The sequence below is a fragment of the Gilvimarinus xylanilyticus genome (genome assembly GCF_024195295.1).
In the GTDB taxonomy this organism is placed as follows: Bacteria; Pseudomonadota; Gammaproteobacteria; order Pseudomonadales; family Cellvibrionaceae; genus Gilvimarinus; species Gilvimarinus xylanilyticus.
On record NZ_JAMFTH010000001.1, the window covers coordinates 252,830 to 276,875 of the forward strand.

Here is a 24,046-nt window from a genome sequence, read left to right on the forward strand (position 1 = left end):
GCGCTGCGGCGCCATTTTTTTGCAGCTTGAAAACAGCTCTACTGTTTCTGCTGGTCGGGTTGCAGGGTGAACTTAAGCCCACCTCTCTCGCCTAATGCTACCGTGATGCTAAGATTTTGCGCCTGTGCAGCAGCCTGCACAATGGCCAGGCCCAAACCTATATTGCCTCCGTGGGGGCGCGCGCTGTCGCCGCGAAAAAATGGCTCAAATAATTTGTCTAATTGTTCTTGAGGAACGCCGGGGCCGTCATCCTCTAAGGTTATCTTCCAGTGGCTGTCGACGCTTGTAAGGCAAATATCAATGTGCTCGCCATAGCGGGTGGCATTGGCGAGCAAATTGTCTGTTATGCGCTGAAACAGTCGGGGCTTACCGGCAACCTCGAACGTTCCTGGCCCGTGGTAATTGATATGTTTACCCGGTTGTTGAAAGTGCCAGTCGTCTACGGATGAGCGTATCAGTTGGGCGACGTCCATTGGCTCGCAAGCCTCTTGGCTATCAGAGCCTTCGAGGCGGGCGAGGGTGAGCAGTTGTTCAATTAAGTGTTCGAGCGTATCGCACTCTTTTTCAATACGGTCGGTGTAGGAGTTACTGTTTTGATCGGCCAGTAACCCGGCCGCCAGTTTTAAACGGGTTAGGGGCGAGCGCAGCTCGTGGCTGACATCGGCGAGCAAGCGCTGCTGGTTGTTCATGGCCCGGCTCAGTTTGTCGGCCATTTCGTTAAAGTCCTGGCCCAGTTGCCCCAACTCGCCTTTGCCGGGGGCGACACGGGCATTCAGGTCGCCGTCGCCCAATCGACGGGTGGCCCGGCTGAGTTGGCGAACCGGCCGACTCAGCCAGCGGGCGAGGATCAGCGACAGCACCAAAACCAATAACATTGAGAACAGCAGGCGCCAGTGGGGGGAGTCGTGCAGTATTTGCTTCCACACGGGTACGGGCCTGGGTGGCATTAACCATATGGCGGCGACACTGCCCTCGGCGGTTTCTATATCAAAGGGCCCCAGGGCGACATGGCCGGGACGCAGCTCGAGCGCACTGAGCTGCGTCGTTTCCAGCAGAGGGCGCAGACGCCAGTACAGGCGGCGATCGGGAAAGGGACGTTTATCGTTGGGGTCAAGCAGGATCAGTTCGTTCGTTGCACGGCTACGCTTTAGCCGTTTAATGCTTTCATACTCGCGCTTGTCCAGCATACGCTGCAGATGATTAAACTGCTGCAGCTCCCTTTGGTTAAGGGGGCGCGGTTGCTGGTGATCGTCCAGATAGCGCCCCAGGTAAAAGTTGGCGGTTACCAGAACGCTGAACGCCAGCCAGAACCAGAGAAACAATCGCCCTGCAAAACCCGTAACCAGTGCCGGTAGCTTCACGGGTTAACCAATAGCTGATAGCCACTGCCGCGCACGGTTTTGATGGTTTCGGTGGCGTTGATGTCGGCCATTTTTTTGCGGATGTGAGAAATGTGGATATCGATGTGGCGATCGTATTGCTGCAGGCGTCGTCCAAAAGCTTGTTGGCAAATGGAGTCTTTGTCCACAATTTCCCCCGGCGTTTCGTAAAGAATCGCCAGCACGCGGAACTCGGCGGCGGTTAGCTCCAGGGGTTGGTCGTAAAAGCTGGCTTCCAGGCGTTCGGGCTTAAGCACCAGCGGACCGACATTTTGCTCGGGTGGGTTCAGGCGCCGAAGTATGGCTTGAATGCGTGCCACCAGCTCGCGGTGGGAGAAGGGCTTGGCCACATAGTCATCGGCGCCCAGCTCCAATCCCAGCACCCGGTCAATTTCATCGCCCCGGGCGGTTAACATTAATACCGGCACCTGAGTTTTGGGGCGGAGTTGCCTGAGAACCTCAAAGCCGTTGAGTTCCGGCATCATCACATCCAATAGCACCAAATCGGGCTTGTGAGTGAGGGTTGAATCGAGCCCCGCCTGGCCGTTATGGCTACACATAACCTCGTAGCCGTTTTGCTCAAGGTACTCTTGCAGCAGCTCACACAGGGCCTGATCGTCGTCAATAATATGGATTTGGGTCATGGTTTTATTGTATGAAATCCTTCTCGAAAGGCACGATGGTTTACCTTAGTTTACCTGCTCGGATAATAAAAAAGGGGCCGAAGCCCCTTTGGTTCCGCCTTAGGCGACTTGGTCGTTGGCGGGTTTGTCCATGTGCACATCCATTTGTGGGAAGGGGATGGATATACCATTTTCGTCAAAGGCGAGTTTGATATTCTCGGTCAAATCAAATTTAACACCCCAGTAATCGGCGCTGTTCACCCAGGGGCGGACCACAAAGTTGACGCTGGAGTCGGCCAGTTCGCTCACCGCGATTTGCGGCTCGGGGTCGGGCAGTACACGTTCGTCGGCCTTGACCACACGCTCCATAATCTCTTTGGCCTTTTTAATGTCATCATCGTAGCTAATCCCAAACACCAGGTCGACGCGGCGGGTGGGCAGGGCGGAGTAGTTGGTGATGTTACCCGAGTAGATGGCGCCGTTGGGCACGGTGATTTCGCGGTTGTCGGGGCTGTTTAAAATAGTGGTGAAGATGCCGATGGTTTTCACCACACCGGCGGTGCCGCCTGCTTCAATATAATCGCCCGCGGTGAAAGGGCGAAACACCAGCAGCAAAAAGCCCGAGGCAAAGTTTTGCAGCGAGCCCTGCAGTGCCAAACCAATAGCTAGGCCCGCGGCACCGATCAGAGCAATAAGCGAGGTGGTATCTACGCCCAGCTGATCCAGCGCGGCAATAATGACGACAATCAGCAGCAGTGCATTGGCTATGGCCTGAATAAACTCAACCAGAATATTGTCCAGGTTGGTCCGTTTTAACAGCTTACCGATAATGCCTACTAAAATCTTCACCACAATCTTACCGACAATAAATATCAGCAGCGCAGTGACAATATTAATACCCCAGGGAATCACATGATTCTGGGCAAATTCGTTCATCTCGTCTTGGCTAAAGTCGAACATAATGCATCCCTCATTTGAATGTAGGCGCCGCCCTTTTGAATGCGGCTTAGCGGGTGTGGGTTACCACAGACTTGGAATAGAGATTATTGCGAGTATTCCCGGTGGGCGCAAGGGCACCCACCGAGTGAGAAGCAAAAATTGCGGTAGCAGTAGGATTAGGCAATCTTGCCGGTGGTGCGAACCCGCTTGCTGCCCTTAACGGGTTTGTCTTTTTTCGCGGCGGCCCGTTCTTGCAGGTGCTTGTCGATTACGTTTTTAATCGCAATTAAAAAGCCGGTAATAATAAAAGCGCCCGGCGGCAGGATTGCCACCAAAAAGCCCGGGTAGTTGGCGAACAGCGTCAGCGTCCAGCCCCGGGCTCCTTCGCCAAACAGCAGGTGCATATTGGCAAACAGGGTACCCGAGCCCAGAATTTCGCGAATGCCGCCCAAGGTTACCAGCACCAGCATAAAGCCCAGCCCCATCATTAAGCCGTCCCAGGCGGCGGGCAGCACTGGGTTTTTACTGGCGAAGGCGTCCGCCCGACCCAGAATGGCGCAGTTGGTGACAATCAGCGGAATAAAAATCCCGAGGATGGTGTACAGCTCGTAGGTAAACGCCTGCATTAACAGCTCGATACAGGTAGTGAGCGAGGCGATAATCATCACAAAAGCGGGCAGGCGCACCGCGTCGCTCACGGTTTTGCGAATCAGCGACACGGCGATATTGGAGCACAGCAGCACCAGCATGGTCGCGAGCCCCAGCCCCAGGGCGTTAACCACCGAGCCGGACACGGCCAGCAAAGGGCAAAGCCCCAGCAGTTGTACCAGGGCGGGGTTGTTACTCCAGAGTCCTTTCTGGCTAATTTCCTGCCATTGGCTGTTATCGGCCATTGCTGTCTCCTGCATCGGCTGGAAGTTCAAACAATAGGGTGCGGTGTTCGGCTACCTGTTGCAATACCCGTTTAACTTGTCCGGTAACGGCGCGCGGGGTAATGGTGGCGCCGGTAAACTGATCGAATACGCCGCCGTCTTTTCTCACTTGCCACTGCTCTACCGGCGGCTCGCCTAGGCTTTTGCCGTTAAAGCCAAATATCCAGTCGCTTTTGCTGGTCTCGATTTTATCCCCCAGACCCGGAGTTTCTTTGTGGGCCAGGGCGCGCACACCGGCGACACTGCCGTCGCGGTTGACGCCGACAATCAGGCGAATATCGCCGCTGTAGCCGTCGGGTGCGACGGCGGGAAGGATGACCGCAATCACCTTCCCATCCTTGCGGGCGCGGTGAATCGCTTCGGCGCTATCCAAGCCCAGCGCCGGCAACATGGCTGCGGGGGTGGGCAGGGTATCGGTTAACAAGTCGTTATCCACCCGCGAGGCTGGTACCAGCTCGTAGAGGGCTTTTTCGGCGGCGGCACGCTGGGCATCGGCAATCCGGTCGCGGGTGCTGACGTTGGTAACCGCCAGCACCCCGGCGGTAACCAGGGCGAATAGTCCCAGCAGCAGGCTGTTTTTACTGATCGATTTGCCCAGCATTATTGATCCACCTTGCGGGTTGCCCGCTCACTTTTCTTGTGGCCGTAAGTGCGCGGCAATGTGTAATAGTCGATAAAGGGCGCGGCAAAGTTGAGCAGCAATACAGCGAAGGCGACGCCGTCCGGGTAGTTACCCCAGATACGAATCACGTAAATCAGTACCCCGATAGCGGCGCCGTAAATTAAACGCCCGCGGGTGCTGACCGCCGAGCTAACCGGGTCGGTGACAATAAAAAATGCCCCCAGCATGGTCGCGCCCGAGAATAAATGAAACAGCACCGAGCCGCCGCTCTGCGAGCTGCCGCCGTCGTAAAACAGAGCCGCCATCAGCGACAGGGACGCCAGCATGGCCACGGGCGCGTGCCAGGTAAAGATGCGGCGATACAGCAGATAAAGCCCACCCAGCAGGAAGGCGACATTGGCCCATTCCCAACCGGCGCCGGCAAATTGGCCCGCGCTCAATACCGGGTCTTGCAGGTACAGAGCATCCAGCATCAGGCTGGAATTTTGTTTAACCGTATCCAGTGGCGTGGCAGCGGTATAGCCATCGATGGGACTGCCCAGCCAGATCTGTTTGAGCGCTTCGACAATACCCGGCGTCTGGCCGCCGATATCCTGGGGCGCGGCCCACTGGCTCATCTGCAGTGGGAAGGAAATCAGCAGCACCACATAGGCGACCATGGCAGGGTTAAATGGGTTAAAACCCATGCCGCCGTAGAGCTGCTTGGCGAGAATAATCGCCACCGCACTGCCCAGCACCACTAGCCACCAGGGGCAGTAGGGAGGCAAAGCGAGGCCTAACAAAACACCAGTTACCAGGGCGCTGCAATCGCGCAGGTAAAACCATACCGGCCGACCGCGCAATTTCATCACCGCCGCTTCAAAACCCATGGCGGCGATACTGGCCAGTAGTACATTGTGCAGAGTGCCCAAACCAAAAAAGTAGGTGAGTACCACAAGGCCCGGCAGGGTGGCAAAAACCACATTACGCATCACCGCGCCGGTGCCAAGGGCCCGGTGGGTATGGGGTGAGGTGATGCGTTTCAGTGCCATAGGGTTTTGCCTACTCGTGCTCTGCCAGCTGCTCGCGGGTAGCGGCCAGCTTATCTTCCAGTTTAGTGACGGCGCTTCTAAAGGCGTCGACATTGTCGTCGTTTTCTTGCTCGGCTTTGGCGAGCTTGGCGCGAGATTTCTCCAGGCGTGCCTCCAGGGAGTCGACCTGGTTGCGTAGCTTATCCGACGCGCTCATGGTGGCCATGGCCGCCGCTTTGGCCTTAGCTTTTTCAATGGCCAGGCTGGCGGCGTCCGAGGTGGCTGGATCTTGCGGCGTCTCTTCGGCCACGGTGGAGGGTTTAACCTCGTCCAACTCTTGCTGAGTGCTGGCGATTTTCTCTTTCAGCTTGTCCACGCCCTGTTGCAGTGCCTCGGCTTTGTCCGAGCCCTCTGCCTTGGCATCGGCCGCTTTTTGCTCGGCTTTTTCTAAGCGTTTGTATAAAGACTCCAAAGTGCTGCGAAGCTTTTCCTCGGGGGACATGCTCATTTTGGCCTTGGCCCGCTCGATGGCCGCCTGGGCCGCATCGGGGGTGGACGAGGTCTTGTCCTCTTTGCTCGCCGAGCTTTTCGCCGGGGCCAGCTCGGCCAGCTCTTTTTCGGCGCTGGCGATCTTTTCTTTCAGCTTGGCCACGCCCTGTTTTAAGGCATCCACCATGTCCGGTTTGTCGGCTTCGGCGTCTGCGGCTTTTTGCTCGGCTTTTTCCAGGCGTTTTTGCAGCGACTCGATAGACGCGCGCAGCTTTTCCTCGGGCGCCATGGTCTGCTTGGCCTTGGCTCGCTCAATGGCGGCGGCCACCGGGTCATCCGACGCGGGTTTGTTCTCCGAAGTTTTGGCGATATTGCTGGCTTTAAACTCGTTCAGCTTTTTCTGCGCCTCGCTCACTTTCAGCTCGGCCTGTTTAATGCTGGCGGCCTGCTTTTCGCGCTGCTCGTCCGTGGCGTCATCGGTCAGCGGCTGCTCGGCTTTTTTCAGGCGCTCTTGGGCCGAGGCGAGCAAACGCTCCAGCTTAGCCAGTTGTTTGTCCGCGTCTTCGGCCGGTGCGGGTTTGGCATCGGCCGGGGCCGCCGCCTTTTGCTCGGCCAGTTTTTTCTTCGCCTCTTCGGCGGCCTTTTTGCGCGCTAAGCGCTTGGCTTCTTTTTCCGCCTCTTCTTTGGCGATACGTTCCTGGCGGAATTCAAAGCGCCGCCGCGAGCGGTCCGACTTTTCTTTGTCGATGCGGTGCTGGCGAATTTCGCCCTTGGCAGCGCGATAGTACTGCACCAGCGGAATATGGCTGGGGCAAACGTACGAGCAGGCGCCGCATTCAATGCAGTCGAACAGATTGTGGGTTTCCAGCTTTTCCAGGTCTTCGGCCTGGGCATACCAAAACAGCTGCTGGGGCAGTAGCTCGGCCGGGCAGGCCTCGGCGCACATGCCGCAGCGAATGCAGGCCATGGCCGGCTCGGGCGGCGGCAGCTCTTTTTTACTGGGCGCCAGTAAACAGTTGGTGGTTTTGACCACGGGCACACTGGTATCGGGTAGGGCAAAGCCCATCATGGGGCCGCCCATCACCAGGCGCGAGGCTTTTTTCTCGTTAAAGCCGTGCTTGTCCAGTACATAGTGCACCGGGGTACCCAGTAACACTTCAATATTGCGCTGCTGTTCCAGGGCCTCGCCGACCACCGTGGTAATGCGCTTGACCAGCGGCTCGCCATAGCGCAGGGCGCGGTAAACGGCGGCGGTGGTGCCCACATTCTGGCAGACCACGCCAATGGTGGCGGGAATCTGGCCCGAGGGCACTTCGCGGCCGGTCAGAATTTGAATCAGTTGCTTTTCGCCGCCGGACGGGTATTTGGTGGGGAAGCTCACCACCAGAATGTTTGTACCCTCGGCCGCTTTGCGCACGCGCTCAATGGCCTCGGGTTTGTTGTCCTCGATGCCGATGATAACCCGCTCGGGGTCGTGCAGCAGGCGCGCCAGAATTTGCGTGCCCGCGACGATCTCGTCGGCGCGCTCGCGCATTAGCATATCGTCGGCGGTAATGTAGGGCTCGCACTCGGTGCCGTTGATAATCAGTGTATCAATGGTGTGGTTGGAGCGCGGGTTCAGCTTAACCGCCGCCGGAAAGCCCGCGCCGCCAAGGCCGGCAATACCACAGTCGCGGATGCGTTTAACCACGTCATCATGATCGCGCTGGGTATAGTCTTCCCAAGGCTCAAGCGCCACCCATTCGTCTTTGCCGTCGGTGTCGATAATCACGCAGGTATCGCGCATACCCGAGGGGTGGGGCACCACATGCTCGACAATGGCCGCGACGGTGCCCGAGGTGGAGGCGTGAACATTGGCGCTGAACACGCCGTCGGCCTCGGCCACGACTTCGCCGCCCAGCACTTTTTGTCCGACCTCGACAATGGGTTTGGCGGGGGCGCCAATATGCTGGCTGACAGGCAGAATCAGCTGGGGCGGAATTTCTATCTGCCCCAGTGGCTCGACCATGGATTGGTGTTTGTTTTCCGGCGGATGCACGCCGCCCGGGATATCCCAGACTTTAATCAACTCCATCAGGCTGCTTCACCGCTTTGTTGGCTCTGGCCGCGACCACGGTCGGTGGCAATTAAATTGGCGGCCTGCTCGTGGCTGGCGGCGGGCAATTCCCACTTCCAGTCTTTAATGGTGGTGGATACCGGAATCATATCAATGCAGTCCACCGGGCAGGGTTCTACACACAGATCGCAACCGGTGCACTCGTCGGCAATCACTGTGTGCATCTGCTTGGCCGCGCCCAGAATGGCGTCCATGGGGCAGGCCTGAATGCACTTGGTGCAGCCGATGCACTCGTCTTCGCGAATAAACGCCACCGTGGGTACATCGGCTTCTTCGCCGTGTTCTTCGTCCAGAGTGGGCGCTTCCACGTCCAGCAAATCGGCCAGCTCGTTAATGGTGGTCTGGCCGCCCGGGGGGCACTTATTGATGGCGTCGCCGTTGGCAATGGCCTGGGCGTAGGGGCGGCACCCTGGGTAGCCACACTGACCGCATTGGGTTTGCGGCAGCAAGTTGTCGATCTGCTCGACAATAGGGTCCCCCTCCACTTTAAAGCGGACGGCGGCGAAACCCAGTAGCGCACCGAACAATAGCGCGAGCCCAATCAGGGCAATCAGCGCGGCGGCAATGGGATGTTGTGCAATGGTTTCCAACATAATCCTGCCCGTTTAAACCAGTCCGCCAAAGCCCATAAAGGCTAACGACATAAGACCGGCGGTAATCATACCGATGGCGGCCCCTTTAAACGGCGTGGGCACATCGGCCACCGCCAAGCGCTCGCGCATGGCGGAAAATAAAATAAGTACCAGCGAAAAACCCAGTGCGGCGCCAAAACCAAACAGGGTCGATTCGACAAAGTTGTGGGCCTTTTGGGTATTTTGCAGCGCCACGCCCAATACCGCGCAGTTGGTGGTAATCAGCGGCAAAAAGACCCCCAGCACTCGGTATAACAAGGGACTGGTTTTTTCGATAAACATTTTTGCCAGTTGCACCACCACCGCGATCACCAGAATAAAACTGATGGTGCGCATATATTCCAGCCCCAAAGGCTGTAGCACCCAGGTGGCGACCAGATAGCTGCAAATAGAGGCCAGAGTCAGCACAAACGTGGTTGCACTGGCCATGCCAATAGCGGTTTCCAACTTGTTGGATACGCCCATAAAGGGGCACAGGCCCAGAAACTGAACCAGAACAAAGTTGTTCACCAGAATTGTGCTGAGCAAGATAACCGCTAAATCGGTCATGCTGTTCACCTCGAGTGGGCCGGTTTGAGCGGCCATAGCGCTAAGGGCGCATTATCATGGATGCACCCGCACGGGTTCAATATAAAAACGAGTCTCAATTAGGTTGATTGGGTATATGCTTATGAACGTCCGACGTCCGACGTCCGACGTCCGACGTCCGACGTCGGACGCGCGCAAGCGCTACATAACCCTCTGCCCCGGTTGTGAACCGCTGTCGGGTTCGAGCAGGTAAATCTCGGAGCCACCGGGGCCCGCGGCCAGTACCATGCCTTCGGACAGGCCGAACTTCATTTTACGCGGTTTCAGGTTGGCCACCATAACCGTTAGACGGCCTTCCAGGTCTTCGGGTTTGTAGGCAGACTTAATGCCCGAAAATACATTGCGGGTTTCGCCGCCTAAATCCAGAGTCAATTGCAGCAGCTTGTCGGCGCCCTCTACATGGGCGGCCTTGGCGATGCGGGCAACCCGCAGGTCGACCTTGGCAAAGTCGCCAAATTCAATTTCGTCGCAAATCGGCTCGTCCGCCAGCGGCCCGGTGGCCTTGGGGGTGGCTTCTTCTTTGCTGGCCTCAATCATGGCGTCTACCTTGTCTTTTTCAATGCGCTGCAAGAGCGGCTTAAATTTGTTGATGGCGCCACCGCGATAGGCGAGCGGCTCGGCCCAGCTTAAGGTTTCGCCCAAAAAGTCCTGTGCGCGCTCGGCCAGCAGTGGGGTAACCGGCTTTAAGAAGGTCATAATGGCGCGGAACATATTAATGCCCTGGCTGCACACATCGATCACTTCCTGCTTGCGGCCCTCTTCTTTGGCCATTTTCCAGGGCTCGGCCGCCGCAATATATTCGTTGGCGGCATCGGCCAGGGCCATGATTTCGCGCATGGCTTTGCCAAAGTTGCGCTGCTCATAGTGCTCGGCGATGGCGGGCTCGGCACTGGTGAATTTCTGCCATAGCTCGGCATCGGCCGGTTCGGCGCTCATTTCGCCGCCGGCTTTGGCGATAAATTTGGCGGTGCGGCTGGCAATGTTGACCACCTTGCCTACCAAGTCAGAGTTTACTCGGGCGATAAAATCGTCCAGGTTTAAGTCCAGATCATCCACGGCGTTGGTCAGCTTGGCGGCAAAGTAATAGCGCAAATACTCCGGGTCTAAGTGGGCCAGATAGGTTTGGCCATTAATAAAGGTGCCGCGGGATTTAGACATTTTTTTGCCGTTCACCGTGACAAAGCCGTGCACATTCACCTTGGTGGGCGTGCGCAGTTCGGCCGAGTGCAGCATGGCGGGCCAGAACAGGGCGTGGAAATTGACAATGTCTTTGCCGATAAAGTGATGCACCTCGGCGGTGGAGTCCGGGCTCCAGTACTCCTGCCAGTCGATGCCGTTCTGATCGGCGTAGTTTTTCAAGCTGGCGATATAGCCGATAGGGGCGTCCAGCCAGACATAAAAGTATTTGCCCGGTGCCCCCGGAATTTCAAAGCCAAAGTAGGGTGCATCGCGAGAGATGTCCCACTCTTGCAGGTCGGCGTCCAGCCACTCGGCAACCTTGTTGGCGACTTCATCTTGCAAGTGGCCGGCGCGGGTCCACTGCTTTAAAAAGTCGGCGAATTCCGGCAGTTTAAAGAAATAGTGTTCGGATTCTTTGGGCACTGGCGTCGCGCCGGTCAATACCGAAACCGGGTTGATCAGCTCCATGGGGCTGTAGGTGGCGCCACAGGCTTCGCAGTTATCGCCGTACTGATCGTCGGTTTTGCACTTGGGGCAGGCGCCTTTAATGTAGCGGTCCGCCAGAAACAGCTCTTTTTCCGGGTCAAACGCCTGGGTAATGGAGCGCTTGGCAATATGGCCATTGGCGTCCAAGCGCTGATAGATCATCTCGGCCAGCTCGCGGTTTTCCGGCGAGTGGGTGGTGTAGTAATTGTCGTGGCCGATCAGGAACCCCTCGGATACTGCTTTGTGCGCTGCGTGCATATTGTCAATATGCTGCTCGGGGCTGATGCCCTGTTCCTCGGCCTTAAGAGTAATAGCCGTGCCGTGGGCGTCGTCGGCGCAAAAGTAGTGACACTCGTGGCCGCGCAGCTTCTGAAAGCGCACCCAGATATCCGTCTGGATCTGTTCCATCAAATGGCCCAAATGCAATTCACCATTGGCGTAGGGAAGGGCACTGGTTACCATGATTTTACGGCGAGTGGTCATAGCTTTCCTGTCGGTTGCGGCGCCTTGTGAGCGCAATGTTAGTTACGGCCCGGTGGGGCGGGTAAAAAATGGTGCGGTACTATAGCATTTTTTGCGTGGAATTTGGATGGCTATCAACCGCTTAGACACTGTCGATGCGTGGCCCTACCTTGCAATTTGTCGGTTTGCCCCCATCTCGGCCAGACACCTCGCACACATTTTCGCTAATGAAGGATACCTGTATGTCCAGCGCCGACTTGCAGGCGGTTAACGCCGCCCTCGATGCCGTCATTGACCCCAATCTGGAGCAAACTCTGGCCGAGCTAGACGTGCCCCGCGAGGTTAGGCTGGAAGGAGCGCGCGCGCTGGTCGAGTTGACTCTGGGCTACCCCGCCGGTCGCGACGATACCCTGGCGAAACGTATTCGCGACAGCTTGTTGGTCGTCGAAGGTATAAACGAAGTTGATGTCGATCTGGGCTGGCAGATTGTCGCTCACCCCGCGGCCAATAGCGCGATGGCCGTGCCCGGGGTGAAAAATATTATCGCCGTGGCCTCGGGCAAAGGCGGTGTGGGTAAGTCCACCACCGCCGCCAATATTGCCCTGGCGTTATCCGCCGAGGGCGCGCGCGTCGGGGTTCTGGATGCCGATATCTATGGCCCCAGCCAGCCGCAAATGCTGGGGGTGGGCCAGCAGCGCCCGCAGATTGTGGGCGAGGGCAAAGCCCAGCAAATGATTCCCATCGAGGCCCACGGCCTGCAGACCATTTCTATGGGCTATCTGGTCACTGAGCAAACCCCCATGGTATGGCGCGGACCTATGGTCAGTGGTGCGCTAAAGCAGCTTTTGACCCAAACCCGCTGGGACGATGTGGATTATCTGATTATCGATATGCCACCCGGTACCGGGGATATCGCCCTGACCCTATCGCAAAGCGTACCCGTGACCGGTGCGGTAGTGGTGACCACGCCTCAGGATATCGCCCTGCTGGATGCGCAAAAAGGCATTGAAATGTTTCGCAAGGTGAACGTGCCGGTGCTGGGTGTGGTGGAAAATATGGCCATTCACGTGTGCAGCGAGTGCGGTCACAAGGAGCATATATTCGGCGAGGGAGGTGGCAACCGGATTGCCGAGGAATATGACTCTGCCTTGCTGGGGGCTTTGCCGCTGGCAATGAGTATTCGCAAGCAGGCCGACGGCGGTGAGCCCAGCGTCGTGGCCTGCCCCGACAGTGCGGAAAGCGGCGAGTACTTTGCCATCGCCCGCCGTTTGGCGGCGCGTTTGTGGCAGGCCAATAACCAGGCCGAACCGGTCACCGTGTTTGAGGTGGATTAGGCCGGTACGGGGTTGCGGTGGCGTCGTTTGTGCGACTGTTTAAACACTCCTTCTGGTACTTTGTCACAAAAAATAAATCCCATATTGTTTGAAAATATCACCTGTGGTTGGATGCTCCCGTGATCGGCGCGGGCTGGTGTCGGGCTGAGTTAAGGCCTGTAGCTAATGACTGCGTTTGACAACGTTGTCTAATGCAGTGCTGTCGATTGCCAATAACCAACCAAAAACCAGAGGATGAAGAGGATGAATATTCAGCGGTTAACGACCCACTCATTGAAGGCGGCATTGCTGGGCTGCGTGACAGTAGCCAGCGTGGCGACCACCCACACAGTCAGTGCCCACGGCACCGTCACCTCACCGGCCAGCCGTATCTGGAACTGTAAAGAAGAGGGGCCCGAAACTCTCAGCTCTGACGCCTGTATTGCCGCCCGCGCCGAAAGCGGATCGCAGCAGTTTTACGACTGGAACGGCATTCGTCAGGGGGCCGCAGGAGGTAACCATACCTCGGTTGTGCCCGACGGCCAGCTCTGCTCGGGTGGCGACCCCAACACCTTTGGCGGTATGGATTTGGCCCGTAACGATTGGAAGGCGACGCCGGTGAGCGGCAGCCAGACCTTTAACTGGTATAACTCAGCGGCGCACGCGACCGAGTATTATCGCTACTACATCACCAAGCCTGGTTACGATCCTTTGCAGCCGTTGGGCTGGGACGATTTGGAGCTTCTGAAAGAGACTCCACCCGAGGCGGCCGAGTTTTACCCCTCGCACACGGTTAGCTTGCCCCAGCGTTCCGGGCGTCATGTGGTCTATGCCGTGTGGCAGCGCTCCGATAGCCCCGAGGCCTTTTACGCCTGTGTGGATGTAGTCTTTAACGGCGATGGAGGCGGTTACAGTAGCTCATCGTCCAGTAGCAGCTCGGTAGCTTCATCGCAAAGCTCCAGTAGTTCGTCCAGTGAGGAACCGTCCAGCAGCTCCAGTTCGGCGGTATCCAGCGATGCCAGCAGCAGTTCTAGCAGTAGCACTGGCGGTGGTGAAAACACCTGTATTGGGGTGCCCAACTGGAACAGTGGCACGGTCTACGATAACGGAGACCAGGTGCGCTACAACAACAATCGCTACGAAGCCAAATGGTGGACGCAGGGCGATGTGCCTGCCGACAGCACCGATAGCTGGGAAGCCTGGATTGATCAGGGTAATTGTGCCGGCAGTTAAGCGGCGCGAGATTATCTGAGATGTCGCCCCCGCCAGCCGAGCTGGCGGGGTTTTTGGGTTTTCAGTGAGGCGAAAAAAGCGCTATGATGCGCCCCCTGTAATCAGCCTAGGGGAAAGACGATGAGTATTAAGTCCGACAAGTGGATGCGCCGCATGGTGGAAGAGCAGGGCATGATCGAGCCCTTCGAGCCAGGTCAGGTGCGCTATGATGCCCAGGATCAGCGCATTGTCTCCTACGGCACCTCTAGCTACGGTTATGACGTGCGTTGCGCTGATGAGTTTAAAATATTCACCAATGTCTTTTCGTCGGTAGTCGATCCGAAAAACTTCGATGAAAACAGCTTTGTGGATGTCAAAAGCGATGTCTGCGTGATTCCCCCCAACTCGTTTGCCCTGGCCCGTACTGTCGAATATTTTCGTATTCCCCGCTCGGTGCTGACCGTCTGCCTGGGTAAGTCCACCTACGCGCGCTGCGGGATTATCGTGAATGTGACCCCGCTCGAACCCGAGTGGGAGGGGCATGTCACCCTGGAGTTTTCCAATACCACACCTCTGCCCGCCAAGATTTACGCCAATGAAGGCATCGCGCAAATGCTGTTTTTCGAGTCCGACGAGGTGTGCGAAACCAGCTATAAAGATCGCGGTGGTAAGTATCAGGGCCAGCGCGGGGTGACTCTGCCCAAGACCTGATCTTTATTTCGATGTTCTACAAACCGCACTCCAGGTGCGGTTTTTTTATGCCCGAAATCTTGTCGTTCTGATGCTGGGTGCTATTTTGAGTTCCAGGGTTAATAATTCTTTGTCGATGATAATGTTCGGTTGAGTGTGGGTCTGAGTCGACCAACCCAGAGAACAAGTTCCTTTCGATTGCGTTATGGTTTCAATTTCTTAGCGGTCTGGCTAAGAATAAAACTCCACTTTCTATTTTTTTAATCGGTATTCAATCTTCGATCTCCCTAACAATTTACATTTGTTTGCAACTAATCCTGATGGCGATAGTCTCAAGCGTAACAATAAGAGCTGCCAGTCGGCCGATAATGTTATTGGGGAGTAAATCTATCAAGGAGTTGGAATGCAAATCGTGAAAAAACCTTTCGCACTTATCGCGTTTGTATCTTTACCTGCTTTTGCCGAACCTTATCAGTGGGAAGTTAAAGGAAATTATCAGAGCGATGATTACGATTCTGAGCGGGTGGGTGATAGTGAACGATATAAACTGTGGGGCGCTTACTATTGGGATCCTGTGACAACCGATAGAGGCCCGTTAGCCGAGGCGGCGTTTTTGTCGCGCGCGAGCAATTTTACTCTCGAGCTAGAGCGTGAAGAGTATCAATCGGATCACCGTTTTGATTACCGGTGTGTCGATGGCACTGATTGTCGCGCTACCCATTATGGCCGTTCCGCCGATAACAACCGGGCTACGTTGGGGTTTGAATATTATAGGCCTCATTCGTGGTTGTACTTGGCCGGTAGTTACCAGTACCTGGAGCGAAAGCAAGATTCCTGGGCGAATGTTGAAGGGCAAGATGTTCACTACGACTATACCAGTGATCACGATTATTGGTCGGCATCGGTAGGTATTACTCCCTTAGACGGCTGGTTGCTGGCAACCCAGTTTGGCGAGGGCGGTGATGGCGAGCTGTTTGAAGGTGACTTTAATGTTAGCAGTAAGTATGTGTGGCAGTTGGGTGGTGGACGAGCACTCAATGTGGAGGGAGCTTACTTTGTGGATAACAGCTACAACGATTGGCGTCTGGGTGCGGACTATTATTTCAACAAAACATTAAGCCTGGGCGCAAGCATTGGCGATGATAAAACCTCTGAAATTCGGTTGAAGAAATATCTGACCGATTCGATTTCCCTGGAGGCTTCTTATTGGGATTATGATGGCGGTTACAGTTATCGGTACGGGGTAGGCGATAATCCGGGGGATGGTTTTTCAGTGGGAATGAGCGTGCGCTTTTAATGTCAAGGGCCGGTAATCCGGCCCTTTCTTTTTGCCCCTAGGTTTTACTGATACGGGCGAACTCGGAAAAGTATGTCGGGAAAGTTTTCGATGTGCACTTGGGATCGTTGATAATAATATCTGCGTCACCAAAGCTTGCCAGGGAAAAGCACATCGCCATGCGGTGGTCGTTGTAGGTGTCGATGGCTGCAGAGGTTATTTTTTCCGGTGGTTCAATATGAATATAATCTTCACCTTCTTCAACCACAGCGCCCACTTTGCGCAGTTCGGTGGCCATCGCGGATAGGCGATCGGTTTCTTTGACCCGCCAGTTATAAATGTTTCGGATACGGGTTGGCCCTTTGGCGAATAAGGCGGTAGTGGCAATGGTCATGGCGGCATCGGGGATATGATTTAAATCCACATCCACACCGTTAAGTTCGCCCGTGCCTTCCACTTCAATCCACATGTCCGAGTAAGTGACTTTGGCGCCCATCTGTTCCAGCACATCGGCAAACTTGGCGTCGCCCTGAATGCTGGCGCTGCCGGTGCCGTGCACTTTTACCGGCCCTTTACCGATGGCCGCTGCCGCTAAAAAGTAAGAGGCCGATGAGGCGTCGCCCTCGACCATAATGCGGCCGGGCGATTGATAGGTTTGTCCGCCGCTAATGGCAAACGACTGATAGTTGTTGTTGGTGACGGTTACGCCAAATTTGGCCATGGTGTCCAGGGTGATGTCAATATAGGGTTTGGAGACCAGTTCTCCGTCCACACGAATCAGAGTGTCGCCGGCAAATAGCGGCGCTACCATGAGCAGCGCGGTTAGGTATTGGCTGGAAATATTGCCCTTAATCGACACTTCGCCTCCAGCCAAAGGTTGGCCGTTTATCTCCAGCGGTGGGAAGCCCTGGTCTTTTAGATAAGCCACTTCGGCGCCCAGAGGACGCAGGGCATCAATCAAATCACCGATAGGGCGCTCGTACATGCGCGGCTCACCGGTGACGGTAAATTGCCCCTCGCTTATGGCCAGCGCCGCCGTAAGGGGGCGCACAGCAGTGCCAGCATTGCCCAAAAACAGAGTTTGCGGCTCGCTGACGTTAAAGGCGCCGCCCAGGCCCTTAAGAATGCAGGTGCGGTTATCGTCGGCCAGCTGATACTCGACTCCTAATTGCTTAAGGGCGGTCAGCATATGGCGTACGTCGTCACTGTCGAGCAGGTTGGTAATGGTGGTCTCACCCTCGGCCAGCGCCGCTAACAGCAAAATACGGTTTGACAGGCTTTTTGAGCCGGGCAGGGTAACTTCGCCTTGAACGGTGCTAATAGGCTTAAGGGTTAGGGTTTCCATGTGGTTTGCTCGCAAGGTGAAAAAGCGGGCATTTTACCTAAAGCGGGCGCGCGGTGCTATGGCAGCTATCGCGTCGGACGTCTGATGCTGGACGCCCGACGACAATCCCACTATTCGAAATCGTAGCGAAGGGGAAGTTTAGCGCGTATCTGATCCAGTACTTCCATAATGGCCACCGACTCGGCGAGCGGGATGATCGGGCTCTCGCTCAGACCGGCGCGCAGGCAGCGGGCCGCTTCTTCTACCTGGTGGATAAAACCGTTTTCGGCATTTTCCGCCCCGAAGGTGCCGGTATCTGTGTACTCGCGCCCTTCAATCTGACGTAGCGTGTACTCCCCCTGGCCCTGAAAGTTCTCGTAGGTAATGGTCCCGGCGTCGCCGTACAGGGTCATGCTCTGCCCCAACATCAGGTTAAAGCTGGTGTTAATCGTGGCCAATAGGGGGCCGGGAAAACGCAGCTGAATACTGGTGATTTCATCCACGCCGGTATCGCTGAACACACATTGTGCCCCTGTGACTTGGGGGTGTTGTCCCAGTACCGAACACAGCATGCTGACCGGATAAATACCCATGTCCAGTGTCACGCCACCGGCCACCGCCGGGTCAAACAGCCGGCCGCGATAGCAGTCGGGGGCGATGCCGCCGAAGGTGACATGTGCGGCTTTGACCTTACCGATGGCGCCCTCGCTGATCTGCTCTTTAAGAGACTGCATGCTGGGTAAAAAGCGGGTCCAGATCGCCTCCATTACAAAGCAGCCTTTCTCTCGCGCTTTATCGGCAATGGCTTGTGCCTGGCGGGCATTGACCGTAAAGGGCTTTTCAATCACCAGATTTTTACCGTAATCCAGCGCCAGCAGGGCATTGTCGACGTGAAAGTTGTGGGTGGTGGCAATGTACACCACATCGATGTCGCCCCGCGCCAGCAGAGTTTCGTAGCTTTCGGGGGCAATATCGTATTCGGTGGCAAAACTCTCGGCCTTGGCCTGGGTGCGCGAAGCAACCGCCAGCAGTTGGTTAGCGGCGGCTTGGTTAATCGCGTCGGCCATTTTGTGGGCAATAACTCCGGCGCCCAGAATGCCCCAGCGGATGTTTGTATCTGACACTGTGTGCTCTCCTGTGTTTTGGGCGAGTTTGCGGTAAGACCTAATCTGCGGTCAAATAAGGATAGAACTTCTTATCAATTATTTACGGGTGTTATGAGCAAAATTACGCAGTTGGACTCCAAAGAGGTCTATAAAAATTACTGGATGCGGGTGCGCGAGGACAAAATTCGCCGCCCCAGCGGTGCCGAGGGTATTTACGGTGTGGTGGAAAAGCCCGACTTTGCGGTGATCGCCGCGATTGAAAATGGCTTTATTTACCTGGTACAGCAGTACCGCTATACCGTGGGTGGGCGCTTTTGGGAAATGCCTCAGGGCGCCTGGGAGCAAAACCCGGACGCCGCCCCGGAAGACCTGGCCGCCGGTGAGCTGAAAGAGGAAACCGGGTTGGTGGCCGGTAAAATGACCCAGCTGGCCTATCAGTATTTAGCCTACGGTTTTTGCAATCAGGGCTATCATATTTATATCGCCCAAGAGTTAAGCCAGCGCGCCCGCGAGCTGGATGCCGAGGAGGAGGATCTGGTCGTTAAACCCTTTGCCTTGGACGAGGTTGAGCGGATGATTGACTCGGGCGAAATTCGCGATGCAACGACCGTTAATGTGTGGGGCTGGCTGCATAGAAAAGGGTATTTATCAACGTAACCGATAGGCTAAAGTGAGGTGACAGGTGGCCATTAATGCGGTGTTTCTTGATTTGTCAGGCGTGCTTTACGAGGGTGACAAGATCATTGCGGGCGCCGTTGATGTGGTGCAAACGGTTCGCCGGCGCTCGCTGCCGGTGCGCTTTGTCACCAATACAGCCACCAAATCTCGCGAGCAAATTCTAAACAAGCTGGCAGAGTTAGGAATAGACGTGCCGCCCCACGAACTGTTCACCGCGCCGGATGCTGCGCTTGCCTACCTTCAACAAAACGATTTAACCCCTTACGCGCTGGTGCACGATTCGATTGCCCCTATGTTTGCCGATGGCGATAGTGAGCCTGACTGCGTTGTTTTGGGCGATGCGCGAGCGCGGCTGAACTACGCCTCGTTAAATCGTGCGTTTCAACTATTGATGCAGGGCAAACCATTGATCGGTATTGGTGATAATCGCTATTTCAGCGATGGTGAGCAACTGCTGCTTGATGCCGGTCCTTTTATTCACGCCCTTGGCTACGCCGCTGATACCGAGCCGGTCATTATGGGTAAGCCAAACAAAGCGTTTTTTCGCGAGGTTCTGGCGACGGTCGATGTGCCGGCCGCTGAGTGTTTGATGGTGGGTGACGACATTTACGGGGATATTGAGGGGGCCCTGAATGCGGGTTTGCAGGCACTTCTAGTTCGCACGGGTAAATACCAGCCTGGCGATGAAAGCCGCCTGTCATTCCCGGTCCATGCGGTCGATAGCATTGTGGATGTAGTTTCTGTTTTATAAACTGGTGCTTTTGTGAGTACCACCCCATGCGCATTGCACTGGTAGGCTTGGGCGATATCGCTCAAAAAGCGTATCTCCCCTTGGTTAGTCGTCATTTGTCCATTGAGCCGGTATTGTGTACTCGCAATGCTGAACGATTGGCGAGTCTTTCCCGTCAATATCGGATATCCGAAACCTACAGCGATTACTCCGCCTTGCTGGCCTCGCGCCCTCGGGCGGTTATGCTGCACTCGAGCACCGATGCTCATTTTTCGCAGGCTCGGCAAGCACTGGAGCAGGGTATTGCGGTTTTTGTCGATAAACCATTAAGTTACCATTTGTCACAAACTGAGCATTTGATTGAGCTGTCCTTAGCGCGCAATGTGCCGTTGTTTTGTGGTTTTAATCGTCGTTATGCCCCTTTGTACCAATCGGCTCTGGAACACACACCTGTCAGTGTCTTGTATCAAAAAAACCGCTTTAATCAGGCTGCTCAGGCGCGGGCGTTTATTTACGATGATTTTATCCACGTACTGGATTTTGTCCGCTTTGTGGGCGGTATGCCCCATGGTGAACCGGCGGTTATGGCGCAGTGGGCCGGGGTAAAACTCGGCAGTGTGCAGGTCAGTTGGGCCAGCTCTACGGGTATGTTTACGGCCGCCATGAACCGCTTGTGTGGGCAAACTTTTGAGCGGTTGGATTACAGCGCACATAATCGTAGCTGGCATGTAGAAAATCTGCGTGGCGGTATGGAATGCCAAGGGGGACAGTCTAACGCGACAGGCTTTGGCGACTGGCAGGATACGTTATACAAGCGCGGTTTTCCCTGCATGCTTGAGGCCTTTTTACAGCAGATACAGCAAGGGGGTGCGAACAAGGATTATTTACAGGGCGTGCTCGACTCCCATAGGCTATGTGAAACTCTACTGCATCGCTTGGGAGATACTGGGAATTAATCTAAATGTAGTATTCGTCCGTAATCTATCACCGATATCGCACGTATCATCACCTGTCTAGCGCACGCCGATTCATTAACTCGCGCCGCAGTGGCTGCATTGGCAGGCTTAAGGCTTGTTTCTAAACTATAGTAATAATCGAGATACCCCTTACCCGCGCACTCGATGCGCAAGGGGTTCGTATCATATTCAAAATCACAAGGATCAGAATGAAATCTGTAAACCTAACTTGTTTATGCGCTCTGATCGCACTCAGCACCCCTGGCGCTGTGTTGGCCGAAACCGATCTGTCAGCCGGTATTTGGGGGACCTACCAATATTTGCCGGATAGCGAAGCCAATACGAATAGTGGTGGCGAGTTTACCGGCGAAGCGTTAATTCTTTATTTGGATGGCAAGGCCGATGACGATGCCAACTGGCTTTATTCGGCTGAGTTCCGCGCGGGGCCCGGTAGTTTTACCGATCCGGATAACAACTCGACCGGCGATGAGTTTACCCTGCACAAGGCCTGGGCGGGGTGGCGTTTGGGAGAGCAACATACGGTGAAAGTGGGTAAATCCCAAGTGCCGTTTGGTTGGAAGACTGTCAACTTCTGGCCCGGGGATATCCTCTTAGCCGGGTACGGCGATCAGATGGATGTGGGGCTTAAGCTTAGCGGTGAGCGCGAGCGGTTCAACTACGATCTTGCCTATTACCACGCCGATGATTGGGGCAGCACCAGTACCGACACTGTGGATGACAATGGTCACTGGGGCAGTTCGACCACCTTTCGCAAGGTTAAAACTTTTGTCGGCAACGGCAAGTGGGAATTTGCCGAGGGGCACGGCCTGGGCGTATCCCTGCAAACCGGTAAATTGCAGGACTTGAGTGGTGACCCCGACAGACCGGTGACCGGCTCACACGAAGCGGCCGTGCTCTACTACGAGGGCACAGTGGGCAATTTCTTCTCCAAGGCCTCCTATATTACCCAGTCGCGCGAGCTACCCACCGCTTACGCCAGTGGTGCACAACTGCCTGGGGAGATTGAGAACCAGCGTCTGGCCCTGGAGCTTGGCTACAATATGGGACCCTGGGCGTTTTATTTGGATGCCTCGGCCGCCGAGCCGGATACTCAGGGCAGCAGCGTCGATACGGTGACGGCCTTTGCGCCCGGTGCCCGCTACAACTACGGACCCGGCTGGGTCTATTTCGAATATCTGACCCAAGATGGCTATGTGGACCGCAATGGCCAAGTAGGAGAGGGTGATTTCGACGCGCTTTATATTTCTTTGGATTTTTACCTATAACCGGGAGACGGTATGAGTGAACAAGATAACCCATCACAATCCTCAAACCTGCCACCGTGGATAAAAGTAAACCCGCCGGTGTTCTTCGGCGCCGGTGGCTTGTGTCTGCTTTTCGTACTTTTTGCAGTACTGGCCCCCACCACGGCTGAAACGGTTTTCACAGGGGTGCAAAACTGGGTCGTGACCAAAGCGGGCTGGTTCTACGTATTGGCGGTGGCCATATTCTTAATCTTTGTGATCGTGCTGGCGCTGTCCGACTATGGGCGGATTAAGCTCGGGCCGGATCACAGTGAGCCGGACTACAGTTATCTGTCCTGGTTTGCCATGCTCTTTTCCGCGGGTATGGGTATTGGTTTAATGTTTTTCGGTGTGGCCGAGCCTGTCATGCATACCATGAGCCCACCGGTGGGTGATCCGGCGTCGGTTGAAGCCGCGCGCGAGGCGATGCGTATCACGTTTTTCCATTGGGGCATGCACGCCTGGGCGATTTACGCCGTAGTGGCCCTGTCTTTGGCTTACTTTGCGTTTCGCCACAACCTGCCGCTTACCATTCGCTCGGCATTTTACCCGTTAATCGGGGAAAAAATTCACGGCCCTATCGGCCATTCGGTGGATATCTTTGCTGTGCTGGGCACACTTTTTGGTGTGGCAACTTCATTAGGTTTTGGTGTGATGCAGGTAAACGCCGGGCTCAATTATCTATTTGAAGTCCCCATTGGCACCAGTGTGCAAATTATTCTGATCGGTATTATTACCATTTTCGCCACCATTTCGGTGGTTATGGGCTTGGACGGTGGCATCCGTCGCGTCTCCGAGTTAAACCTAATTTTGGCTGTGGTGCTGTTGCTGTTTGTGCTGGTGGCCGGCCCCACGGTGTATCTGTTGCAAACCTACGTGCAAAACGTGGGCTACTATCTCTCCAAGTTAGTCGAGACGACCTTCCAGCTTTATGCCTACGAACCCAGCGGCTGGATTGGCGGTTGGACCCTGTTTTATTGGGGCTGGTGGATCGCCTGGTCGCCTTTTGTGGGCATGTTTATCGCGCGGGTATCGCGCGGTCGCAGTATTCGCGAGTTCGTGATTGGGGTGCTCATGGTACCGGTAGGCTTCACCTTTATGTGGATGACGTTTTTCGGTAACACGGGTATTCATATGATTTTGGATCAGGGTATTACCCAGCTTGCCGATGCGGTGGCGGCGGATACTTCGGTGGCGCTGTTTCAGTTTTTTGAGTATTTGCCTTTCACTACGATTGCCTCTTTGATTGCGACCGTGTTGGTGATTACCTTTTTTGTCACCTCGTCAGACTCGGGGTCGCTGGTGGTGGATATGCTCACATCGGGCGGCACCGAAGAGGAAACCCCAGTGTGGCAGCGTATTTTTTGGTCGGTGACCGAAGGGGTGATTGCTTCGGCACTGCTGGTCGCAGGGGGCTTGCAGGCGTTGCAGACCGCGACCATTGCCAGCGCCTTACCCTTTACGGTGGTTATGCTGCTGATGTGCTGGGGGATGTTTAAGGCGTTAAGACTTGAGATTGCTAAGCGCGTCAGCCTGCGCGATACCATGCTGGCGCCTCGGGTGGCACAGAACCCGGTTACTTGGGAGAAACGCCTGTCGCGGATTGTGCATCACCCCGGTCGTAACGAAGTGTTGGAACACATGGAAAAAGTCATTCGGCCAGCCTTGGCTAAAGTTGCCCATGAACTTAAACAGCAAGGTCTAGGCACCGAAGTGGCGCACGACGAAAAAGATCGCTTGTGGATTGAGGTTAATCATGGCGAGGAAGCGGACTTTTTCTATTCAGTACATGTACGGCCCTATACCCCGCCGACTTTTATTATGCGCGACACTAGCAGTAAGCGCGGTGAAAAACTTCGCTATTATCGCGCCGAGGTTTACCTGAAAGAGGGTGGTCAGGACTACGACGTTATGGATTGGACCGAAGAGCAGGTGATTGCCGATGTGCTGGATCAGTATGAAAAGCACATGCACTTTCTCGCTGTGGTGCGCTAGGCTGA

At 55.5% G+C, this 24,046-nt stretch carries 21 protein-coding genes; 9 read left to right on the forward strand and 12 right to left on the reverse strand.

What is annotated here, in order from left to right; genetic code table 11:
• Window positions 1-38: 38 nt before the first annotated feature.
• The 10 genes from M6D89_RS01100 to metG form a co-directional block, all read right to left on the reverse strand.
• Window positions 39-1,361 carry an ATP-binding protein gene (locus M6D89_RS01100; RefSeq protein WP_253966186.1) on the reverse strand — a complete coding sequence of 441 codons (1,323 nt, stop codon included), beginning with the start codon at window positions 1,359-1,361 and terminating at the stop codon, window positions 39-41.
• Window positions 1,358-2,023, reverse strand: coding sequence for a response regulator transcription factor (locus M6D89_RS01105; RefSeq protein WP_253966187.1), 666 nt, complete (start codon window positions 2,021-2,023; stop codon window positions 1,358-1,360). Before M6D89_RS01105 ends, M6D89_RS01100 begins: the two co-directional genes overlap by 4 nt.
• A gap of 99 nt (window positions 2,024-2,122) precedes the next feature.
• Window positions 2,123-2,962 (reverse strand): mechanosensitive ion channel family protein, encoded by an 840-nt coding sequence (locus M6D89_RS01110; RefSeq protein ID WP_253966188.1) that lies wholly within the window; start codon window positions 2,960-2,962, stop codon window positions 2,123-2,125.
• 155 nt (window positions 2,963-3,117) lie between these two features.
• Window positions 3,118-3,834, reverse strand: a complete 717-nt coding sequence (locus M6D89_RS01115) for an electron transport complex subunit E (RefSeq protein WP_253966189.1) — start codon at window positions 3,832-3,834, stop codon at window positions 3,118-3,120.
• The gene (rsxG, locus tag M6D89_RS01120; protein WP_253966190.1) at window positions 3,824-4,474 is read right to left on the reverse strand and encodes an electron transport complex subunit RsxG; all 651 of its coding nucleotides are present in this window, start codon (window positions 4,472-4,474) and stop codon (window positions 3,824-3,826) included. The genes M6D89_RS01115 and rsxG overlap by 11 nt, the downstream gene beginning before the upstream one ends.
• The gene (gene rsxD / locus M6D89_RS01125) at window positions 4,474-5,526 is read right to left on the reverse strand and encodes an electron transport complex subunit RsxD (protein ID WP_253966191.1); all 1,053 of its coding nucleotides are present in this window, start codon (window positions 5,524-5,526) and stop codon (window positions 4,474-4,476) included. The genes rsxG and rsxD overlap by 1 nt, the downstream gene beginning before the upstream one ends.
• A 10-nt stretch (window positions 5,527-5,536) precedes the next feature.
• The gene (gene rsxC, locus M6D89_RS01130) at window positions 5,537-8,068 is read right to left on the reverse strand and encodes an electron transport complex subunit RsxC (protein WP_253966192.1); all 2,532 of its coding nucleotides are present in this window, start codon (window positions 8,066-8,068) and stop codon (window positions 5,537-5,539) included.
• Window positions 8,068-8,703 carry an electron transport complex subunit RsxB gene (gene rsxB, locus M6D89_RS01135; protein ID WP_253966193.1) on the reverse strand — a complete coding sequence of 212 codons (636 nt, stop codon included), beginning with the start codon at window positions 8,701-8,703 and terminating at the stop codon, window positions 8,068-8,070. The genes rsxC and rsxB overlap by 1 nt, the downstream gene beginning before the upstream one ends.
• A gap of 12 nt (window positions 8,704-8,715) precedes the next feature.
• Window positions 8,716-9,291, reverse strand: a complete 576-nt coding sequence (gene rsxA / locus M6D89_RS01140) for an electron transport complex subunit RsxA (protein ID WP_253966194.1) — start codon at window positions 9,289-9,291, stop codon at window positions 8,716-8,718.
• Window positions 9,292-9,471: 180 nt separating this feature from the next.
• The gene (gene metG / locus M6D89_RS01145; protein WP_253966195.1) at window positions 9,472-11,478 is read right to left on the reverse strand and encodes a methionine--tRNA ligase; all 2,007 of its coding nucleotides are present in this window, start codon (window positions 11,476-11,478) and stop codon (window positions 9,472-9,474) included.
• Window positions 11,479-11,699: 221 nt separating this feature from the next.
• Between metG and apbC the strand changes: the two genes are divergently transcribed.
• The 4 genes from apbC (at window position 11,700) to M6D89_RS01165 (ending at window position 15,969) form a co-directional block, all read left to right on the forward strand.
• Window positions 11,700-12,791, forward strand: a complete 1,092-nt coding sequence (gene apbC / locus M6D89_RS01150; RefSeq protein WP_253966196.1) for an iron-sulfur cluster carrier protein ApbC — start codon at window positions 11,700-11,702, stop codon at window positions 12,789-12,791.
• 243 nt (window positions 12,792-13,034) lie between these two features.
• Window positions 13,035-14,003 carry a lytic polysaccharide monooxygenase gene (locus M6D89_RS01155; RefSeq protein WP_253966197.1) on the forward strand — a complete coding sequence of 323 codons (969 nt, stop codon included), beginning with the start codon at window positions 13,035-13,037 and terminating at the stop codon, window positions 14,001-14,003.
• Window positions 14,004-14,123: 120 nt separating this feature from the next.
• Window positions 14,124-14,693, forward strand: coding sequence for a dCTP deaminase (dcd, locus tag M6D89_RS01160; protein ID WP_253966198.1), 570 nt, complete (start codon window positions 14,124-14,126; stop codon window positions 14,691-14,693).
• A 382-nt stretch (window positions 14,694-15,075) separates the two neighbouring features.
• Window positions 15,076-15,969, forward strand: a complete 894-nt coding sequence (locus tag M6D89_RS01165; RefSeq protein WP_253966199.1) for a putative porin — start codon at window positions 15,076-15,078, stop codon at window positions 15,967-15,969.
• 37 nt (window positions 15,970-16,006) lie between these two features.
• Here the strand turns inward: M6D89_RS01165 and aroA are convergent, their stop codons facing one another.
• Together aroA and M6D89_RS17325 are read right to left on the reverse strand one after the other, a co-directional pair.
• Window positions 16,007-17,293 (reverse strand): 3-phosphoshikimate 1-carboxyvinyltransferase, encoded by a 1,287-nt coding sequence (gene aroA, locus M6D89_RS01170; RefSeq protein ID WP_253966200.1) that lies wholly within the window; start codon window positions 17,291-17,293, stop codon window positions 16,007-16,009.
• Between the two features lie 110 nt (window positions 17,294-17,403).
• Window positions 17,404-18,396: a Gfo/Idh/MocA family protein gene (locus M6D89_RS17325; protein ID WP_253966201.1), complete on the reverse strand. Its 993-nt coding sequence runs from the start codon at window positions 18,394-18,396 to the stop codon at window positions 17,404-17,406.
• Window positions 18,397-18,489: 93 nt separating this feature from the next.
• Between M6D89_RS17325 and M6D89_RS01180 the strand changes: the two genes are divergently transcribed.
• From M6D89_RS01180 to M6D89_RS01200, 5 genes are all read left to right on the forward strand, one after another.
• Window positions 18,490-19,035 carry an NUDIX domain-containing protein gene (locus tag M6D89_RS01180; protein WP_253966202.1) on the forward strand — a complete coding sequence of 182 codons (546 nt, stop codon included), beginning with the start codon at window positions 18,490-18,492 and terminating at the stop codon, window positions 19,033-19,035.
• 25 nt (window positions 19,036-19,060) lie between these two features.
• Window positions 19,061-19,807 carry a TIGR01458 family HAD-type hydrolase gene (locus tag M6D89_RS01185; protein ID WP_253966203.1) on the forward strand — a complete coding sequence of 249 codons (747 nt, stop codon included), beginning with the start codon at window positions 19,061-19,063 and terminating at the stop codon, window positions 19,805-19,807.
• A 26-nt stretch (window positions 19,808-19,833) separates the two neighbouring features.
• Window positions 19,834-20,742: a Gfo/Idh/MocA family protein gene (locus M6D89_RS01190; RefSeq protein WP_253966204.1), complete on the forward strand. Its 909-nt coding sequence runs from the start codon at window positions 19,834-19,836 to the stop codon at window positions 20,740-20,742.
• 209 nt (window positions 20,743-20,951) lie between these two features.
• Window positions 20,952-22,028: a porin gene (locus tag M6D89_RS01195; RefSeq protein ID WP_253966205.1), complete on the forward strand. Its 1,077-nt coding sequence runs from the start codon at window positions 20,952-20,954 to the stop codon at window positions 22,026-22,028.
• Between the two features lie 12 nt (window positions 22,029-22,040).
• Window positions 22,041-24,041, forward strand: a complete 2,001-nt coding sequence (locus tag M6D89_RS01200; RefSeq protein ID WP_253966206.1) for a BCCT family transporter — start codon at window positions 22,041-22,043, stop codon at window positions 24,039-24,041.
• Window positions 24,042-24,046 lie beyond the last annotated feature (5 nt).

What these genes read in the sequence shown, in the direction of transcription:
- M6D89_RS01105 (WP_253966187.1), bottom strand. Translation starts at nt 2,023, where the DNA reads ATGACCCAAATCCATATTATTGACGACGATCAGGCCCTGTGTGAGCTG.
- M6D89_RS01110 (WP_253966188.1), bottom strand. Translation starts at nt 2,962, where the DNA reads ATGTTCGACTTTAGCCAAGACGAGATGAACGAATTTGCCCAGAATCAT.
- M6D89_RS01115 (WP_253966189.1), bottom strand. Translation starts at nt 3,834, where the DNA reads ATGGCCGATAACAGCCAATGGCAGGAAATTAGCCAGAAAGGACTCTGG.
- rsxG (WP_253966190.1), bottom strand. Translation starts at nt 4,474, where the DNA reads ATGCTGGGCAAATCGATCAGTAAAAACAGCCTGCTGCTGGGACTATTC.
- rsxD (WP_253966191.1), bottom strand. Translation starts at nt 5,526, where the DNA reads ATGGCACTGAAACGCATCACCTCACCCCATACCCACCGGGCCCTTGGC.
- rsxC (WP_253966192.1), bottom strand. Translation starts at nt 8,068, where the DNA reads ATGGAGTTGATTAAAGTCTGGGATATCCCGGGCGGCGTGCATCCGCCG.
- rsxB (WP_253966193.1), bottom strand. Translation starts at nt 8,703, where the DNA reads ATGTTGGAAACCATTGCACAACATCCCATTGCCGCCGCGCTGATTGCC.
- rsxA (WP_253966194.1), bottom strand. Translation starts at nt 9,291, where the DNA reads ATGACCGATTTAGCGGTTATCTTGCTCAGCACAATTCTGGTGAACAAC.
- metG (WP_253966195.1), bottom strand. Translation starts at nt 11,478, where the DNA reads ATGACCACTCGCCGTAAAATCATGGTAACCAGTGCCCTTCCCTACGCC.
- apbC (WP_253966196.1), top strand. Translation starts at nt 11,700, where the DNA reads ATGTCCAGCGCCGACTTGCAGGCGGTTAACGCCGCCCTCGATGCCGTC.
- M6D89_RS01155 (WP_253966197.1), top strand. Translation starts at nt 13,035, where the DNA reads ATGAATATTCAGCGGTTAACGACCCACTCATTGAAGGCGGCATTGCTG.
- dcd (WP_253966198.1), top strand. Translation starts at nt 14,124, where the DNA reads ATGAGTATTAAGTCCGACAAGTGGATGCGCCGCATGGTGGAAGAGCAG.
- M6D89_RS01165 (WP_253966199.1), top strand. Translation starts at nt 15,076, where the DNA reads ATGCAAATCGTGAAAAAACCTTTCGCACTTATCGCGTTTGTATCTTTA.
- aroA (WP_253966200.1), bottom strand. Translation starts at nt 17,293, where the DNA reads ATGGAAACCCTAACCCTTAAGCCTATTAGCACCGTTCAAGGCGAAGTT.
- M6D89_RS01180 (WP_253966202.1), top strand. Translation starts at nt 18,490, where the DNA reads ATGAGCAAAATTACGCAGTTGGACTCCAAAGAGGTCTATAAAAATTAC.
- M6D89_RS01190 (WP_253966204.1), top strand. Translation starts at nt 19,834, where the DNA reads ATGCGCATTGCACTGGTAGGCTTGGGCGATATCGCTCAAAAAGCGTAT.
- M6D89_RS01195 (WP_253966205.1), top strand. Translation starts at nt 20,952, where the DNA reads ATGAAATCTGTAAACCTAACTTGTTTATGCGCTCTGATCGCACTCAGC.
- M6D89_RS01200 (WP_253966206.1), top strand. Translation starts at nt 22,041, where the DNA reads ATGAGTGAACAAGATAACCCATCACAATCCTCAAACCTGCCACCGTGG.